The sequence below is a fragment of the Leifsonia sp. Y878 genome, assembly GCF_057669685.1.
Window position 1 is genome coordinate 1,272,324 of the sequence record NZ_JBYHFS010000001.1, and the last position, 15,108, is coordinate 1,287,431.

Below are 15,108 nucleotides of genomic sequence, written 5' to 3' on the forward strand. Positions count from 1 at the left end.
GGGGCCGCAGGTGAACGGCAAGCATCCGGGCGGTGAAGGAGCAGTCGCCACGACATGAGCTGTCGGCGTCATTCCGACGAGCGCGGCGACGACTCCCGTGCTGCAGGAGCGATCGGGGAAATCGTCGGATCGGCGGGTACCGTCGGCGCGGTCGGAGTCGGCGATACCGGCGCCTGTGGCCCGGCTGAGACGATGGTCACACTCGTTCCCAGCCGCAACGCGGTACCGGCTGCCGGCTGGGTCTGGATGACAGTACCCTCGGGTATTCCTTGCGCCGCACTGACGGATTGCAGGGCGTCGAGGCCAGCGGCACGTACGGCCGCCACGGCATCCGCCATGGTCATGCCAGCGACGGCCGGTACCACGTTCGACCCCGACGCGACGGCGAGGCCCACGGTGGTTCCCGGCGCGACAGACGTGCCTGCCAGCAGGCTCATGCCGAGTACCGTGTCGCCGGGGGCAGCGGAATTCTCAACCGCAAGCTCCCCCGCCACGAGCCCGGCGTTCGCGAGTGTTGACAGCGCGTCCTTCAGCGTCATGGTGCCCAGTTCGGGAACGCTCACCATCAGCGGCACAGCCGATGGTGAATCCGTCGGTGTGGGTGTCGGGGTCGGCGTCGATGCTGGCGGGCTCGGCCCCGCGGACGCGACGGGCACGGCATCATCTCGTCGGTCCCCGGTGACGGCTCCAGACCACACCACCGCGATGACGAGAACAAGCAGGAGAAAAGCGCCAACGCCGGGACCTGCACGCCCGGCTCCTGTGCGTTTTCGCACCGCAGCGTACTCACGATCCCGCGTTACCGGTTGTCCGGTTGTCACCCCCACGGAGGCCGGCGCTGCTCCCCCGGCGCGGCCTTCCGCCAAACGCGCCGTGAGAGCGTCAGGATCCGCGGTTGCACCTGCCGGAATCACCATCGTCCGATCAGACTCCGACAGGGTGTGTTGGGGTGCGAGCATACGCTTCTCCCCTGGCCACGCACCCCTGACTATCGGACCAGACCTGGCGTCCTGCACCGCGGCCAGCATGTCGGTCGCGGAAACGAAGCGACTCGCTGATGATTTCAGCATGCCTTTAACCACAATGCGGTCGACCGACCTCGAACAGGACGGGTTGAGAACAGAGGGCACGGGCGGCGGCGACTGAATGTGGGCCTCCAGCACAGCGGCCGTCGTCGCTCGAGGAAATGGCGGTCGTGCGGTCAGCGCGAAGTAGAGCACCCCGGCCACGTGGTACAGATCGCTGCTCTCTGTTACCGGCAGTCCCCGAGCGTGTTCGGGTGACAAGTAGTGGGCATTGCCGACAATGGTTCGCTCGTGCGGCGTCGTGCGTCCCTCCCCAAGCACCCCGGCGCCGTGAGCCGTGCGGCCTGCGATATCGGCTAGTCCGAAGTCAAGTAGACGCACACCCGCAGGTTCGATCCTCCGGCCGAGTCCTGACCCCGCGCTCTCGGCGGAAACGTTCACCATCACATTGGTCGGTGAAATGTCACGGTGCACGATGCCGGCGGCATGCGCGGCTTCCAGGGCACGGAGCATCCCTTCCGCGACAGTGAGCGCATCGTCAACCTCGAGCGCACCATGCGCCTCAACGTACTCGGCGAGCGTGATGCCATCTGCGCGTTGGAGGGCGATCCAGACACACCGCTGTTCGTCGGTTTCATGAACCCCAGAGGCGAGCACCCTCACGATGTTCGGATGAGAAAGCACCCCGGCGGTCTGGGCCTCTGCCGCGAACGTGGCGCACGCCTCCTCCGAGCGAGCAAGGTGCGGATGCAGAATCTTGAGCGCGACCCTGGTGCCGTCGAGAACATCATCCGCGTCGAAGACCGAGGCCGTGCCGCCGGTGCCGAGCAATTCGCCCAGCCGGAATCGGCCGGAGATCAGTGCGTCGTCTCCCATATCACCACGCAAGGACGTGCTGGGACTGGCGTGACGCGGCGCCTGATCGCGCGACAGGAGGTCCGCCTGGCCTCGCCGTTTCGGCAATCGTCGCCGTCCGCAGGCCGTCGATGGTTGCCGCTGATGATTCCTGGCACGGCACAACGCCTCCGTACCAACGTCCACAGGTCGCAACGACATGGCCGTCGAGCGTCAGGAACCACCCGCGCATTCCCGGGTTTGGCCCAAGTACGAAGACCACGCCCAGGGCATCCACCCGGTCACGGATGCGGGCGATATGGGCCTGCGCGCCATCCAGGCTGGTGTATGCGTGTGAGCTCCTGGCCAGTTCCCGGTTGTTTGTCGCGAGCAATCGCCAGACCCCCGCGCTCCCCGTGCCAGGGAACGACGCCGACGTGCCAGGCAACGCGGCAGCGGACTGGGGAGGGACGGCAACGGCTCGTCCCGGTGAAAGATCCCCCGGGCGCCCAGGCTGAGGATCAGCCACCAGTCGGTTCGCATTCACAATCTCGTCGCGGAATCGAACCCATGCACGCAGCAGCGGTTCGGCTGACGTCTGGAACGAGGTGAACATCACGCGCGGCGTCGCGGGCATTGGTCTCCAGTGAGAGGGCACAGATGTGCTGTTCTGTCAGGCACGAGGCGCCCAGGGCGGGCGACACGCTACCTCTCACGAAACATTCAGGCTCGGGTCTTGCGCGCAGCCGTCCGGCAGGTGAACGGGCGGTGGCGGGCAGATGAGCGAGCGGAACTGCACGGTCTCCTGTGGTACGCCGTTGTACGGCATGCCGCCAAAATACGACCCACTACCCCAGAGTAGGCACGACGGCCGGAGAAAGCACGACGACCAGAGCCGGCACGACCGCCAAAGAAGGCACGACCGCCAGAGCGAGGATTAGTCGGCTGCGGGCACAGGCTCGGAGGAGGGCAGAATGCCGAGGCTCGCCTTGATGGCAGCCTCTGCACCCGATGAGGCCTCCGCTGCCTCGCGGTTGGCTTCGCTCACCGCGCGAACTACTTCGTCCCGCTGGATCTTGAGGCCACGAGGGGCGTCGATTCCGATCCGGATGCTGTCGCCGCGGGTATCGAGAACGGTGATGACGATGTCATCGCCGAGGAGAATCTTCTCTCCGGGCTTACGCGTAAGAACCAGCATCCGTTCAGCCTACCGCGACCGACGACAGGGCTGCGGGGACGCCATCGATCCAGCCGATGGGAAGCGAGAGCAGCCTCAGCGTTTCGGGCGACTGGGTCCCGGCAGCGTTGACGGCAGCAACCGCATCCACCGCCGTGTTGGCGGCAATGGCGCGCACCCAGCGGGCAGAGTCCGCGGGTTTCCGACCGGCGTCAACGGCCACCCAGCACTGGTCGGCTGCGACGTTGCTGACACTGGGCGATACGGGAGCGGCGAGAGCGTGACGTCCGCCCGTCGGCACGCCCCACGCGACAAATACTGCGGCGCCGTTCTCAACGCCGGCCGCCCGCGCGTCCAGCGCGCTACGCCGATCGGTGACAGACCCGGTCTGGTCGGAGACAGACCCGCCCAGGTCGGCGGCAAGCGACCCACCACGCCGTACCAGCCCGTTGCACGATGCAGCCATCGAGCGGGCGACGCCGAGGGCATCGTCGTACAAACCGGCGATCACGACCAGGTCACCGGCGCCTGTCAGCGGACTCGGAGCCTGGCGCGCAGAATTCGCTCCCGCACTGCTGAGTTCATCGCCATCCCCTGCAGGCTCGCCGGCCAGAGCGGCTGCGGATGCGAGCGGCTGCGGCTTCGTGTATGCAGCAAGAAGGTCGATCTCCGGTCCGAGGCCGGTCGCCGTGCTGAGGTCCGACATGATGGCGTCAAAATCAGCGGATGCCGTCGACAGCTTCGGCGCAACGGGGAGATCCTGGATGCGTTCCTCCACGTCGTCTGCATCGTCGAGCAGTGCGGCGATCCCGAGGCGCCGGGTCAGGTCTGCGCCGGCCATGCCGCTGGCGTCGACAGTGAGCTCGCGCGGCGCCTGCTCTTCGACGGTGACTTCATAGTGCTGCTTGGCAAAGAAACCCTTCACCCCGCCAACGGTGACCCGCTCGGCTGAGACGATCCTGGCATCCGGTCCGTACAGCGCGCGAACGCGCTCCGTGATCTCAGGGAGGGACTGACCCTCAAGCTGAAATTGCTTCGGTTCCACGAACCACTCCTACTGTTTCGATGCCGACGTTCGCCGACGTAACTTCTTGATACGACAAGACCGGAATGCCGCCGGACTGCGTCGACACCAGTTTCCGGATGGCCGGGCGAAGTGCAGGGGCACAGACCAGCACTGCGGAATAGCCGTTCGACTCCACCGAGCTCACCGTCGCCTTCAACGAGGCGAGCACCGCCTCGGTCTTCAGCGGATCCAGCAGGATCTGGCTGCCGCCATCGCCCTGGCGCATGCCCTCGAGCATCGACTGTTCCAACATCGGATCGATCATGATGACCCGAAGCAATGTCCCGTCGAGATACTGCATCGCCAATGCGGGGCCGAGCGCCTGCCTGGCCGCTTCGATGAGACCCTCCGGCTCTGTGGAGACCTTGGCACGCAGGGACAGCGCTTCGTAGATGCGCGGCAGGTCGTTGATGGGAATCTGCTCGGCGAGCAGCCCCTGCAAGACACGCTGCACCTCAGCCAGTGACAGGAGGCCGGGGATCAGTTCTTCGACCGCCGACGGGTTGACCGCCTTGACGCCATCCGTCAGCACCCTGACATCTTCACGCGACAGCAATCGCGCGGCGTTCTGCGTGATGATCGAGGAGAGGTGGGTGACCAGGACGGAGACGCGGTCGATGACCGTCGCCCCCATCATTTCAGCGCTGTGCCGCATCTCGGCCGGCACCCATTTGCCGGCCAGTCCGAAGACCGGCTCGACGGTTGCGACGCCTGGCAGCGAATCGAGGTGGTCGCCAAGTGCGAGCACCTTGCCGGACGGCGCCATGCCTCGGCCGGCTTCCACACCGGCAATGCGGATGACATAGGTCGACGGCGGCAGCTCGACGCTGTCCCTGGTGCGCACAGGCGGCACGACGACGCCGAGGTCGAGAGCGATCTTCCTGCGCAGGGCGCGCACCCTGGCCAGCAGGTCGTCTGAGGCGCCTGACACGATGTCGACGAGGTCGGTGGACAACTGGATCTCCAGCGCATGCACGCGCATCTGCTCGATGAGGTCTTCCGGCTTGTCCGACTGGCCCGTGCGCTCCCCCGCGACGGACGCGGCTTCGATGGCCAGGTCGGAGGCCTTCCGCGCCTTGATGCGCTGCGCGACGATCAGCAGGCCGGCGCCGACAGTGATGAAGGGGATGATCGGCATGCCTGGGATGAAAGCCATCAGGATGGCTGCGACGCCGGCGATCATCAGTGCGTTGCGTGACTGCGTCAGCTGGGCGGATGCCGTTGATCCCATGTCGGATTCAGCGTTGGACCGCGTCACGATCATGCCGGTTGACACCGCCATCAGCAGGGCGGGAATCTGGGTGACGAGGCCGTCACCGATGGTCAGCAGGGCGTAGGTGTCGAGGGCCTCGCCGATCTCCATGCCGCGCTGGATCATGCCGATGGCGATACCACCGACGATGTTGATGATGATGATGATGATTCCGGCGATGGCGTCACCCTTGACGAACTTCGACGCACCGTCCATGGCACCGTAGAAGTCGGCCTCAGCCGACACTTCTGCCCGGCGTTCCCTGGCTTGCACATCGGTGATGAGGCCGGCGTTCAGGTCGGCGTCGATGGCCATCTGCTTACCAGGCATGGCGTCAAGGGTGAATCGGGCGCCGACTTCTGCGACACGTTCAGCACCCTTGGTGACCACGACGAACTGGATGACCACGAGGATCAGGAAGATCACGGCACCGATGATCATTGAGCCACCAACGGCAACGTGTCCGAATGCCGCGATCACCTGGCCCGCATAGCCGTCTCCGAGCACGAGACGCGTGGATGCCACGTTCAGGCCAAGCCTGAACAGTGTCGCGACGAGGAGCAGCGACGGGAACACCGAGAAGTCGAGCGGCTTCTGCACGAACATGGTCGTCAACAGGATCACCAGCGCGAGCAGGATGTTCAGGATGATGAGCACATCGAGCAGGACTGCCGGCACCGGCACAACCAGCAGGAGAACGATGCCGACGACCCCGACGGGGACAGCGAGCATTCCTAGGTTTCGTTTCATGTCAACGGCTTCCTGGTTGTGTTGCGAGTTCAGACATGGTGTGTACGCCGAGCGCTGCGCCCCGTGACCGGAGCGACATCACGAAGGCGAGCACGCGAGCGACGGCGTTGTACAGCTCAGCGGGAATCTCTTGCCCGATCTCGCACGCTGAGTGCAGCGCGCGAGCGAGCGGGATGTCCTTGACCATCGGCACCCGGTCGGTCTCCGCCTGTTCACGGATGCGCTGGGCGATGATTCCGGCACCCTTGGCCACGACCCGAGGGGCAGACTTTCCGGCCTCGTACTTCAGGGCGACGGCAAAGTGGGTGGGGTTCACGAGCACGACGTCGGCGGTTGCCACGGCGGCGAGCATGCGATTCCGGCTCATGGCGAGTTGCCGAGACCGACGCTGCGACTTGATGAGCGGGTCGCCGTCGGAGTTCTTGTTCTCGTCTTTGACTTCCTTCTTGGTCATCCGCGTCTTCTTGCGGTTGCGCTTCATAACGACGAAGAGGTCGGCCACTGCGAGGATGAGGCCGGCTGCGACAGCCGTCTGGATGAGGCCGGCCACGCCACCACTTGCGGCATCCAGCAGCGAGGAGACGGGCAGTCCGCCGGCGGTCATGAGCACGGGGACGAGCCCCTGGATCACCACCATGAGCGCGAGGCCAACAACAACCGTCTTCACGAGCGCCTTCGTTCCCTGCCAGAGCGCCTGCGTGCCGAAGGTGCGCTTGATGCCGGCCACCGGGTTGAACTGCTCGAACTTGCCGGCCATTTTCTTGAAGTGGATGCCGCCCTGGGCTGCTGCACCGATCAGCACGACGACGAACACCACGATGAGCATGGGCATCATCGTTCCGGCCATCGATGCCAGGCCATCGCCCAGCGCCTGGACCGCCATGATCGGATCCGGCTGGTTGATGAGGTGGCTGACCGTGAACATCTGGGTGGTACCGGCGTCTGCGGCGAGCTGCATGGTGTACGGCATCATGGCCGCGGCGGCCCCAATGCCGACCCACGCCGTCACATCCTGGGATTTGGAGAGCTGCCCCTTGGAGCGGACCTCTTTCATCCGCTTCTGGGTGGCTTGCTCTGTGCGTTCTCCTGAATCGGTATCAGCCATTACTTCACCCCGATCAAGACGTCGACGGCCTGCCCGGTGAGGGACGAGACAATGCGGGGTAACGCGATGAACGCGACGGACCCGAGGGTGAGCGTGAGATAGATCTTGAGCGGAAAGCCGAGCGCGAATGCGTTCAACGCTGGGGCAACCCTGGTGAGCAGGCCGAGGCCGACGTCGGCCAGGAAGAGCACCACGATCAACGGACCGGCGATCTGCACTGCAGACAGCAGCACCTGCCCGATACCGTCAGCCATGGCCTGGGCGGATGCGGCCAGGTCGAGGCCGCCCCCGAGCGGAATGGCCGTGAACGTGCGCACGAGCCCGCCGATCACGAGCTGGTACCCGCCGGAGGCGAACAGCAGGGCGAGAGTAGTCATGTGGAACAGTCGCGTGAACTGCGCACCGTTCAGCATCGCCTGCGGGTCGAATGCCTGCGCCATCTGGAAACCGCCGAACATGTCGATCAAGTTGCCGGCCGACTGGGCAGCGGAGAAGACGAGCATCACGAGAAAGCCGAGCACTCCCCCGACGAGGATCTCAAGGACAAGCGCCCCGATGTACTCGCCAGTGCCCTGCGACACGTAGCCGGGGACGACCCTTGGGGAGACGGCGAATGCCAGTCCGATGCCGAGCATGCCCTTGATGCGCAACGGAATGCCGTTGTATGAGAACGGGGGTGCAATGACCAGGAAGGTCACGATTCTGACACTGGCCAACATCACTGCTTCGATCCATTCGAAGTTCAGCGTGATGTTCACGTCACCCTCCCCCGAGGAGGGACGGGATCTTGTCGAACATCGCGTTGGTGAACGACACGATCTCCGAGATCATCCAGTGGCCGCAGATAACCATGGCGATGCAGACGGCGATGGCCTTCGGCACGAATGAGAGCGTGACTTCCTGGATCTGGGTGATCGACTGGAACAGCGAGATGGCGAAGCCGACCACCAGGGCCGTGATGAGGATGGGGGCGGCGAGCTTCGCCGAGATGATGATGGCCTGCAGGCCGATGTCGAGAACAGCGTTGGCGTCCATCAACCACCCCCATAACTGTCGATCAGGGACGTCACAATGAGTCCCCAGCCGTCGACGAGGATGAACAGCAGGATCTTGAACGGGAGCGAGATCATGACGGGCGGAAGCATCATCATGCCCATCGACATCAGCGCTGCCGACACGACGAGGTCGATAACGAGGAACGGGATGAAGATGACGAACCCTATGATGAACGCCGCGCGGAGTTCGGAGATCATGAAGGCAGGGATCAGCGTCAGCATCGGCACATCAACCGCAGAGTCGGGGTTGGCCATGTCGGCTGCTCGCGTCATAAGCGCGAGGTCCTCTTCCCTGGTGTGCGCAAGCATGAATTGCCGCAGCGGCTCAGACCCGACTTCAACGGCGGCGCTGAAATCGATCTGACCGTTCAGGAATGGCTGCACGGCCGAGTCGTTGATGTCGATCAGGATCGGCGACATGATGAACAGCGACAGGAACAGGGCGAGGCCGGCGAGCACCTGGTTGGGTGGGATCGACGGCAGCGCGAGGGCGTTCCTGGTCATCGCCAGCACCACGAAGATCTTGGTGAACGACGTCATCATGAGCAACAGTGCCGGCGCGACCGAGAGCAGCGTGATGCCGATCAGGGTGACGATCGCCGATGACGGTGTGCCGTTCGGACCGTTGATGTCGACCGTGAGTCCTGCACCGGGCACAGTGGGGTCGGTGGGCGCCGTTGGGTCGAGGGGTTCGCCTGGGTCGCCAGGAGCAGCGAATCCGGCAGACGCCGAGAGCAGGATGATGGCCAGCACGATCATCAGCCCAAGCGAGATGAGAACGGCAGTCCTGATGCGTCTCGTGCGGTTGACCGCCTGAACGCTGAGCACGGTCACGGGTGTTGCCGCAAGGCAGCGGCTGTCTGTTTCCAGGTCGCCGGCGACAGGATGGAGCCGCCGAGCGCGCGCTTCGTTGCGCTGTGCGGTACAGCAGGACTGTGCAGTATCGCAGGGTCGATGGTGGCCACCGAAGCCGCGGCAACACCGAGAGCATCGTCTGCGGGAGCATCATCGCCGGCCGCCGCCAAGCCGGCCGCCTCTTCACTGGTTGCAGAATCAAGGGTGAGCGCGAAGAGGTCGGCCGACGAACGGGGGCTCGCAGCCTTCCTCGGCGCTGCGACGGCAACGGATGCTGGGGCAGCAGCCGACTGCAACACGTTCACGTTCTGCTCCGTCACACCGAGCACGAACCGCTGCCCGTCGATGTCGACAACGACGACGGATGCCTTCTGGCCGACGCCCTGGCGGCCCACCACTGAGATGAGCTGCGCGTTCTTGCTCACCCGGCTGCTCCGGGTGACCTTGCGCTGCATGAACCACAGCAACCCGACCACGACGGCCAGGGAGAGGGCTACCCGCAACGCGATGACGAGGGTGTCCACTTACGAGATGCCCTCGGCAACATCGAGGATGCGGGTGATGCGAACGGCATAGTCCTGGTCGACGACGACGATTTCGCCGTGTGCGATGAGTCGGCCGTTCAGCAGGACATCGGCGGGAGCCCCCGCAGAGCGGTCAAGCTCAATGACAGCGCCAGGCTCGAGGGCGAGAACGTCGCGCACCGACATCCTGGTGCGGCCGATCTCAACGGTGAGCGCCATCTCGACACTGTTGATGCGGCCAAGCTTGCCGACCACCGATTCGGTCGGAAGGCCGTTGACGGCGCCGATGGTGCCGTTCTCCCTGATGCGCATGAGGAACCAGCCGGCATTCTGGCCATCGTCGGTGAGCTCGTAGACGATGGTGTCAGGGTCGCTGAACAGCGCCGTGGCATCCTGCGTGCTCGCCGCACCGAGAACACCGTTCCCCAGCACCTCAGCCGCGGCCTCCAACGACGGACGCAGGACGTCTTCGACGGAGATGAGCGATGATTCCGACTCTGAGGCTGCGGTAACAGTCTTGGAGTCGACAACGACAACAGCCAGGTCTGCGGAGCGCGCCCCGACGAACGATGCGCTGACAGCGGTGCCCAACTGGCCGGCAGGAACCGCACCGGTGTACGGGGTTGCAACGAGCGGGCTCAGCGTCGGAAGCACCTGCACGAGTGCCGCAACGGCATCCGCCTGGATGGAACCGGTCGTGGTTGCTGTCATGGTCATGCTGTTTTCTCCTCAGTTGTTGCGGGGCCGTTGACGACCACGCAGGCCAGGCGGGAACCATTGGCCCCGACGGCTGCACGTGCAAGTGGGTGGCCATCGACGGCGACGTCGAGGGGACGATGCTGCGGGTGTGGCAGCGGCAGCACGTCACCGACAGCCAAGTCGAGGATCATGCTGGGAACGACGCGTGCCGGAGCGAGCTGCACCGACACGTCGACCGGCACCCACGCCATTTGGGCGTGGATGAGCTCGTTCGCATTCGCGGTGGTGCTTGTCGGGTTCGCCTCTCCCAGCTGAGGCAGCAAAGCCTCAGCCGGCAAGGCGACAGTCGCCTGCGCGACGTGCTCTCCGACCCGAATCGTGAACGTCGCGACGATCATGAGATCAGCGGTGGCTGCGGCCTGGGCGAACTGGGAGTTGTACTGGATTCCGTCAACGCCAATGGAGGCGACCAGCAATGATCCGAGCGAGTACCGGAGGTCTTCGAGGGCGTCTTCCATGAGTCTGCGCACGAGCGCGTGCTCGATCTGGGTGAACTTGCGTTCACCGGTGACACTTCCGCCGGTACCACCGAGCATGTTCACGACCCATGACAGGGCGGCGGATGTCGGAAACTGAATCACGGCTTTCGGCGCGAGGCCCTCAATGCTGCACAGCACCATCGCGGTGGCGGCAGGAAGCGATGCGGCGTATTCGTCATAGCTGTGCATCGCCACCACCTCGCAGGAGACCTGCGACATGATTCTGACTTTGGCGGTCAGCTGGGTTCCCCACTGCCTGGCGAACGTCTCAAAGGCGAGCTCAAGAACGCGCGTATGCTCACGCGCCAGAGTGGTCGGCCGACGGAAGTCGTAGAGATCGACCGTGCCAGCACCTCGAATGGGTACGCTACTGCTGAGTTGTTCCTGGACCGTCACGTAGAACACAATCGGCCGATACCGCACTCATGTAAGCCGCGGCGGCAATCAGTTCGGTCGTCTTGGCAATCAGTTCGGTCGTCTTAGGGAACGATCGCGGCCGACGCCGTCGAATTGGAGATGATCCCCGGGATGAGTTCTCTGACCGACTGGGACAGGTTGGAGAGTACGACGACATCGACGCGTCTGTTCATAGCCATGTCTTCAAGGGCATCGCCGCTTGCTGCCGGTCTGGCAGCGCCATAACCGACTGCGCCGACGCGTTCCTGCCCGACGGCCCCGAACTCGACCAGGCGCCGCAGCACCTGCGTGGCCCGACCGGAGGACAACTCCCAGTCTGTCGGGAAGTTGATGGTCCTGCCGTGGCGGTCTGCGTGTCCTTCGATCGAGATTTGCCTGGTGTCCGGCGCGAGGACGGGCGCTATCGCGTCAAGCACGACCATGGCTGCGGGACTCAGGTCGGCCAGGTCAGGCTGGAAGAAGGTTTCAGAACCCACGAGTCCGATGGTGAGACCGCGCTCATCGAGCTTGAACTCGACGAGGTCTTCCACGCCGTTCTGCTGCAGGTTCGCCCTGATCTGTTCCTGGATCCTGCGCAGCTCGTCGATTTCGTTCGCGGCGAGCTCAGCATCCGTGAAGCCTTCGCCGTCTTCGGTGATGAGTTCGGGGGGAACCACGACGCCGAGTGAGGTATCGGTTTCTTCTGTGATCTCTGTGCCGAAGCCTGACGCCAGGGAATTACGCAACTGTTCGAACTTGTCCTGGTCGACCGTCGACATGGCAAAGAGCACGATGAACATACACATGAGCACGGTGACCATGTCCATGTACGACGCCATCCACCGTTCGTCTGGATGTTCGTCTTCGGCTACTGCCGGCTTCCGGCTCCGGGGACGGGCGCTCATGCTGCGTCAGACAACGCCTCGGCGGGCACCATTGCCCGCAGTCGTTCGCCGAGCACGCGCGGCTGGCTCCCCGCTTGAACAGCCAGAGCACCTTCCATCAGCAGCGTCATCCGTTCGACCTCGAGATCGGTCAGTCGCTTCAGGCGTGTTCCGATCGGCAGCCAGAGGAAGTTGGCAGACAAGAGACCCCAGAGCGTGGCAATGAACGCCGCGGCGATCATCGGGCCGAGCGTGTCTGGCGCATCGAGATTCTCAAGCACGTGGGTGAGTGACACGACGGTTCCCACGATGCCGATGGTCGGCGCATAGCCGCCGAGACTCATGTAGAACTTCGACGCGGTGCGGTCCGCCGTTGCGCGGGTGGCGATTTCGTCTTCGAGGAGGATGCGAAGTTCGTCGCCGTCCGTGCCGTCAGCGATGTTCTGGAGCGCTCTGCGCAGGAACGGATCGTCGACGTTCGCCGCTTCCTCGTCGAGCGCGAGCAGGCCTTTGCTCCTGGCCGTTTCGGCGAGGCCGACTACCTGGTCGATGACAAGCTGGGGCGGTGTCGTCTTGCCCCTGAACGCGCGCGGCAGCGCCTTGACCGCGACGAAGAAGTCCTTGATCGTGCCACCGGCGATACCAACGGCGATCGTGGCGAAGAAGACCAGGATCATGGGCGCTGGGAGCAGGATCGCGGTGATGTGCGATCCCTCAAGCGTCAGCATGGCAAACAATGCGCCAAAGGCGAGAACGATGCCAATCAGGGTAGCCGGATCCATTACTTCCTCCTGGGACGAAGCTGGACGGTGTTGTCTGCCTCTGAGATATCGTCGATACGGAACTGCTCCGATTCGACGTTGTCTGTTGATGACACGAGTCCCAGCTGTCTCACCTTCGCGGGTGAGACAGGCGGCGGCTCGTAGGCCAGGGCAATGATGCGCGCGCGGTAAACCGCGATCTTTTCAATGACCTCGTCCAGGGACTCTGTGACGATGAACTTTGCGCCATCGACCATGACCAGCGTGGTGTCCGGATTGGCGTGGATACGTTCGATCAGGTCGGGATTGATCGCGAACTGGCTGTCATTCAGCCGGGTAACTACGATCATGTGTCCATCCCTGGTCTCGGCCGGGTCGGCCGTCACACACTACTGTCGGCCGCCCTTCTCCACTCGTAAGGTGAAGGGGACGGCCGACAGTGAAAGTGAGAGTTTTTCTAGCGCTTCAGGCTGGTGAGCTCCTCCAGGATGGAGTCGGAGGTGGTGATGATGCGGGCGTTGGCCTGGAAACCACGCTGGGCCACGATCAGGTTCGTGAACTCCTGCGACAGGTCGACGTTCGACATTTCCAGGGAGCCTGAAATGAGCGCGCCGAGGCCGTTTGCTCCGGGGACGCCGATCTCCGCGTCGCCAGAGTTGAACGTCGCGCTGTACGACGACGATCCGTTCTTCTCGAGTCCGCCGGGGTTCACGAATGTGGCGAGGGCGACGCGACCGATGGCCTGCTTCTCACCGTTGCTGAAGAGGCCGACAATCGTGCCGTCCTGCCCGATGCTGTATGACTTCAGCGTGCCGGCCTCGTTGCCGTCCTGACCGGTGACCGACACCGTCTTCAACTCGGCAAAACCAGTGGTCGCGGTGAGGTCGATGGCAATGCCACCCACAGTCATGGCGCCACCCGCGGTGAGCACGCCGTTGGTGAACTCGAGAGCGCTCGCGCCCGTTGCACCCGCGCCGTCATCGCCGGCGACATCCCAGCCTGCTGCTGTGCGAGTGAAGGTCACAGACAGCGTGCGGGAGACGCCTGATGCGTCGTAGATCGGAATGTCCTGGACCAAAGACGTTCCAATTGGGGTCTCCGAAGGCAAGTTACCGCCGACCGTTGCAGCCGTGGTTGCCTTTGCCGGAACGATGGCTTCACGGGGAAGCGTGATGTTTCCGACGGCACCACCGTCCTGGACGACACCGTTGATTGCAGCGTAACCCTGCACGAATGCGCCGTCAGGCGACACCAAGCGGCCGAGTGCATCGAAGTTGAACGATCCGGCCCTGGTGTAGGTGGTGTCGCCGCCCTTCTGGGTGATGAAGAATCCGTCGCCGGAGATCATCATGTCTGACGCGTTACCCGTCGACTGGGCCGAACCCTGGGAGAAGTTGGTGGAGATGCCGGCGACCAGCACACCAAGACCGACCTGGGCGGGGTTGGTGCCACCGTTGTTGGCATCCGCTCCACCGGCGCCCTTGACGACCTGCGAGAGCGTGTCCTGGAACTGCACGGCACCCGACTTGAAGCCGGTGGTGTTGACGTTGGCGATGTTGTTGCCCGTCACGTCAAGCATGGTCTGGTGTGAACGAAGGCCTGAGATACCGGAGTAGAGAGAGCGAAGCATGGTTGCGCCTTTCGGTTAATGAAAAGGGGAAGAAAAGTGTGGGGAGCGAAGAGGTCAGGACGTTGGAGTGGTGGTGTCCGGCGGAGTGGTGGTGTCCGGCGGCGTGGTTGCAGTAGTGGTCGTCACCCCGGAAATGGCGTCGAGGGCAACATCAACGCCACCGACTGACACTGTCGGCACAACTCCGGTGTAGGAAACGGATGTTGCGGTGCCGGTCACCACAGTTCCGTCAGTCTTGGAGTACGTCACCTGCTGGCCGACGAGCGCAGCTGCTGCCACGCGCATCTGGAGGGAGAAGTTCTCCGTTGCCGTCGATTCGATGGCCGTGAGCTTCTCCATCATCGCGAGCTGGGTGGTCTGCTGGATCATGGCCGTCGTGTCCATGGGCGAGCTGGGGTCCTGGTTCTGCAGCTGCGTGATGAGCAGCGTCATGAACGCGTCTGAGTCCAGCGTTTGGCTGGGCGTTCGCGTCTTCGTTGACGAGGTGTACATGCCTGCCGTCGGCGTCGTCGCAGCAGCCGCGGTGGCTGATGTCACAGGATCCGTCATGGGTATA

Annotated in this window: 17 protein-coding genes; all 17 read right to left on the minus strand. The window is 64.0% G+C overall.

Annotated features, from left to right (window positions below):
• Positions 1-68: 68 nt before the first annotated feature.
• Positions 69-1,901, minus strand: a complete 1,833-nt coding sequence (locus tag AC25Y4_RS05940) for a protein kinase domain-containing protein (RefSeq protein ID WP_488119426.1) — start codon at positions 1,899-1,901, stop codon at positions 69-71.
• Between the two features lies 1 nt (position 1,902).
• The gene (locus AC25Y4_RS05945; protein WP_488119427.1) at positions 1,903-2,496 is read right to left on the minus strand and encodes a YegP family protein; all 594 of its coding nucleotides are present in this window, start codon (positions 2,494-2,496) and stop codon (positions 1,903-1,905) included.
• A gap of 300 nt (positions 2,497-2,796) precedes the next feature.
• Positions 2,797-3,057: a carbon storage regulator gene (locus AC25Y4_RS05950; RefSeq protein ID WP_488119428.1), complete on the minus strand. Its 261-nt coding sequence runs from the start codon at positions 3,055-3,057 to the stop codon at positions 2,797-2,799.
• Between the two features lie 4 nt (positions 3,058-3,061).
• Entirely contained in the window at positions 3,062-4,081 is a 1,020-nt protein-coding gene (locus AC25Y4_RS05955) for a hypothetical protein (protein ID WP_488119429.1), read from the minus strand.
• Positions 4,056-6,104, minus strand: a complete 2,049-nt coding sequence (locus tag AC25Y4_RS05960; RefSeq protein WP_488119430.1) for a flagellar biosynthesis protein FlhA — start codon at positions 6,102-6,104, stop codon at positions 4,056-4,058. Before AC25Y4_RS05960 ends, AC25Y4_RS05955 begins: the two co-directional genes overlap by 26 nt.
• Before the next feature lies 1 nt (position 6,105).
• On the minus strand, positions 6,106-7,209 hold the full coding sequence (locus AC25Y4_RS05965) for an EscU/YscU/HrcU family type III secretion system export apparatus switch protein (protein ID WP_488119431.1): 1,104 nt from the start codon (positions 7,207-7,209) through the stop codon (positions 6,106-6,108).
• Positions 7,209-7,967, minus strand: coding sequence for a flagellar biosynthetic protein FliR (locus AC25Y4_RS05970; protein ID WP_488119432.1), 759 nt, complete (start codon positions 7,965-7,967; stop codon positions 7,209-7,211). Before AC25Y4_RS05970 ends, AC25Y4_RS05965 begins: the two co-directional genes overlap by 1 nt.
• 1 nt (position 7,968) lies before the next feature.
• Positions 7,969-8,244 (minus strand): flagellar biosynthesis protein FliQ, encoded by a 276-nt coding sequence (gene fliQ, locus AC25Y4_RS05975; protein WP_488119433.1) that lies wholly within the window; start codon positions 8,242-8,244, stop codon positions 7,969-7,971.
• Positions 8,244-9,023 carry a flagellar type III secretion system pore protein FliP gene (gene fliP, locus AC25Y4_RS05980; protein ID WP_488119539.1) on the minus strand — a complete coding sequence of 260 codons (780 nt, stop codon included), beginning with the start codon at positions 9,021-9,023 and terminating at the stop codon, positions 8,244-8,246. The genes fliQ and fliP overlap by 1 nt, the downstream gene beginning before the upstream one ends.
• Positions 9,024-9,094: 71 nt before the next feature.
• The gene (gene fliO / locus AC25Y4_RS05985) at positions 9,095-9,643 is read right to left on the minus strand and encodes a flagellar biosynthetic protein FliO (RefSeq protein WP_488119434.1); all 549 of its coding nucleotides are present in this window, start codon (positions 9,641-9,643) and stop codon (positions 9,095-9,097) included.
• A complete protein-coding gene (gene fliN / locus AC25Y4_RS05990) occupies positions 9,644-10,360 on the minus strand; it encodes a flagellar motor switch protein FliN (protein WP_488119435.1) in 717 nt (238 codons plus the stop codon).
• On the minus strand, positions 10,357-11,277 hold the full coding sequence (locus AC25Y4_RS05995) for a flagellar motor switch protein FliM (protein ID WP_488119436.1): 921 nt from the start codon (positions 11,275-11,277) through the stop codon (positions 10,357-10,359). Before AC25Y4_RS05995 ends, fliN begins: the two co-directional genes overlap by 4 nt.
• An 83-nt stretch (positions 11,278-11,360) precedes the next feature.
• A complete protein-coding gene (locus AC25Y4_RS06000; protein WP_488119437.1) occupies positions 11,361-12,182 on the minus strand; it encodes an OmpA/MotB family protein in 822 nt (273 codons plus the stop codon).
• The gene (locus AC25Y4_RS06005) at positions 12,179-12,943 is read right to left on the minus strand and encodes a motility protein A (RefSeq protein WP_488119438.1); all 765 of its coding nucleotides are present in this window, start codon (positions 12,941-12,943) and stop codon (positions 12,179-12,181) included. Before AC25Y4_RS06005 ends, AC25Y4_RS06000 begins: the two co-directional genes overlap by 4 nt.
• On the minus strand, positions 12,943-13,272 hold the full coding sequence (locus AC25Y4_RS06010; protein ID WP_488119439.1) for a flagellar FlbD family protein: 330 nt from the start codon (positions 13,270-13,272) through the stop codon (positions 12,943-12,945). Before AC25Y4_RS06010 ends, AC25Y4_RS06005 begins: the two co-directional genes overlap by 1 nt.
• A 107-nt stretch (positions 13,273-13,379) precedes the next feature.
• Positions 13,380-14,552: a flagellar hook protein FlgE gene (locus AC25Y4_RS06015; protein WP_488119440.1), complete on the minus strand. Its 1,173-nt coding sequence runs from the start codon at positions 14,550-14,552 to the stop codon at positions 13,380-13,382.
• A 54-nt stretch (positions 14,553-14,606) separates the two neighbouring features.
• Positions 14,607-15,101: a flagellar hook capping FlgD N-terminal domain-containing protein gene (locus AC25Y4_RS06020; protein ID WP_488119441.1), complete on the minus strand. Its 495-nt coding sequence runs from the start codon at positions 15,099-15,101 to the stop codon at positions 14,607-14,609.
• Between the last annotated feature and the right edge of the window lie 7 nt (positions 15,102-15,108).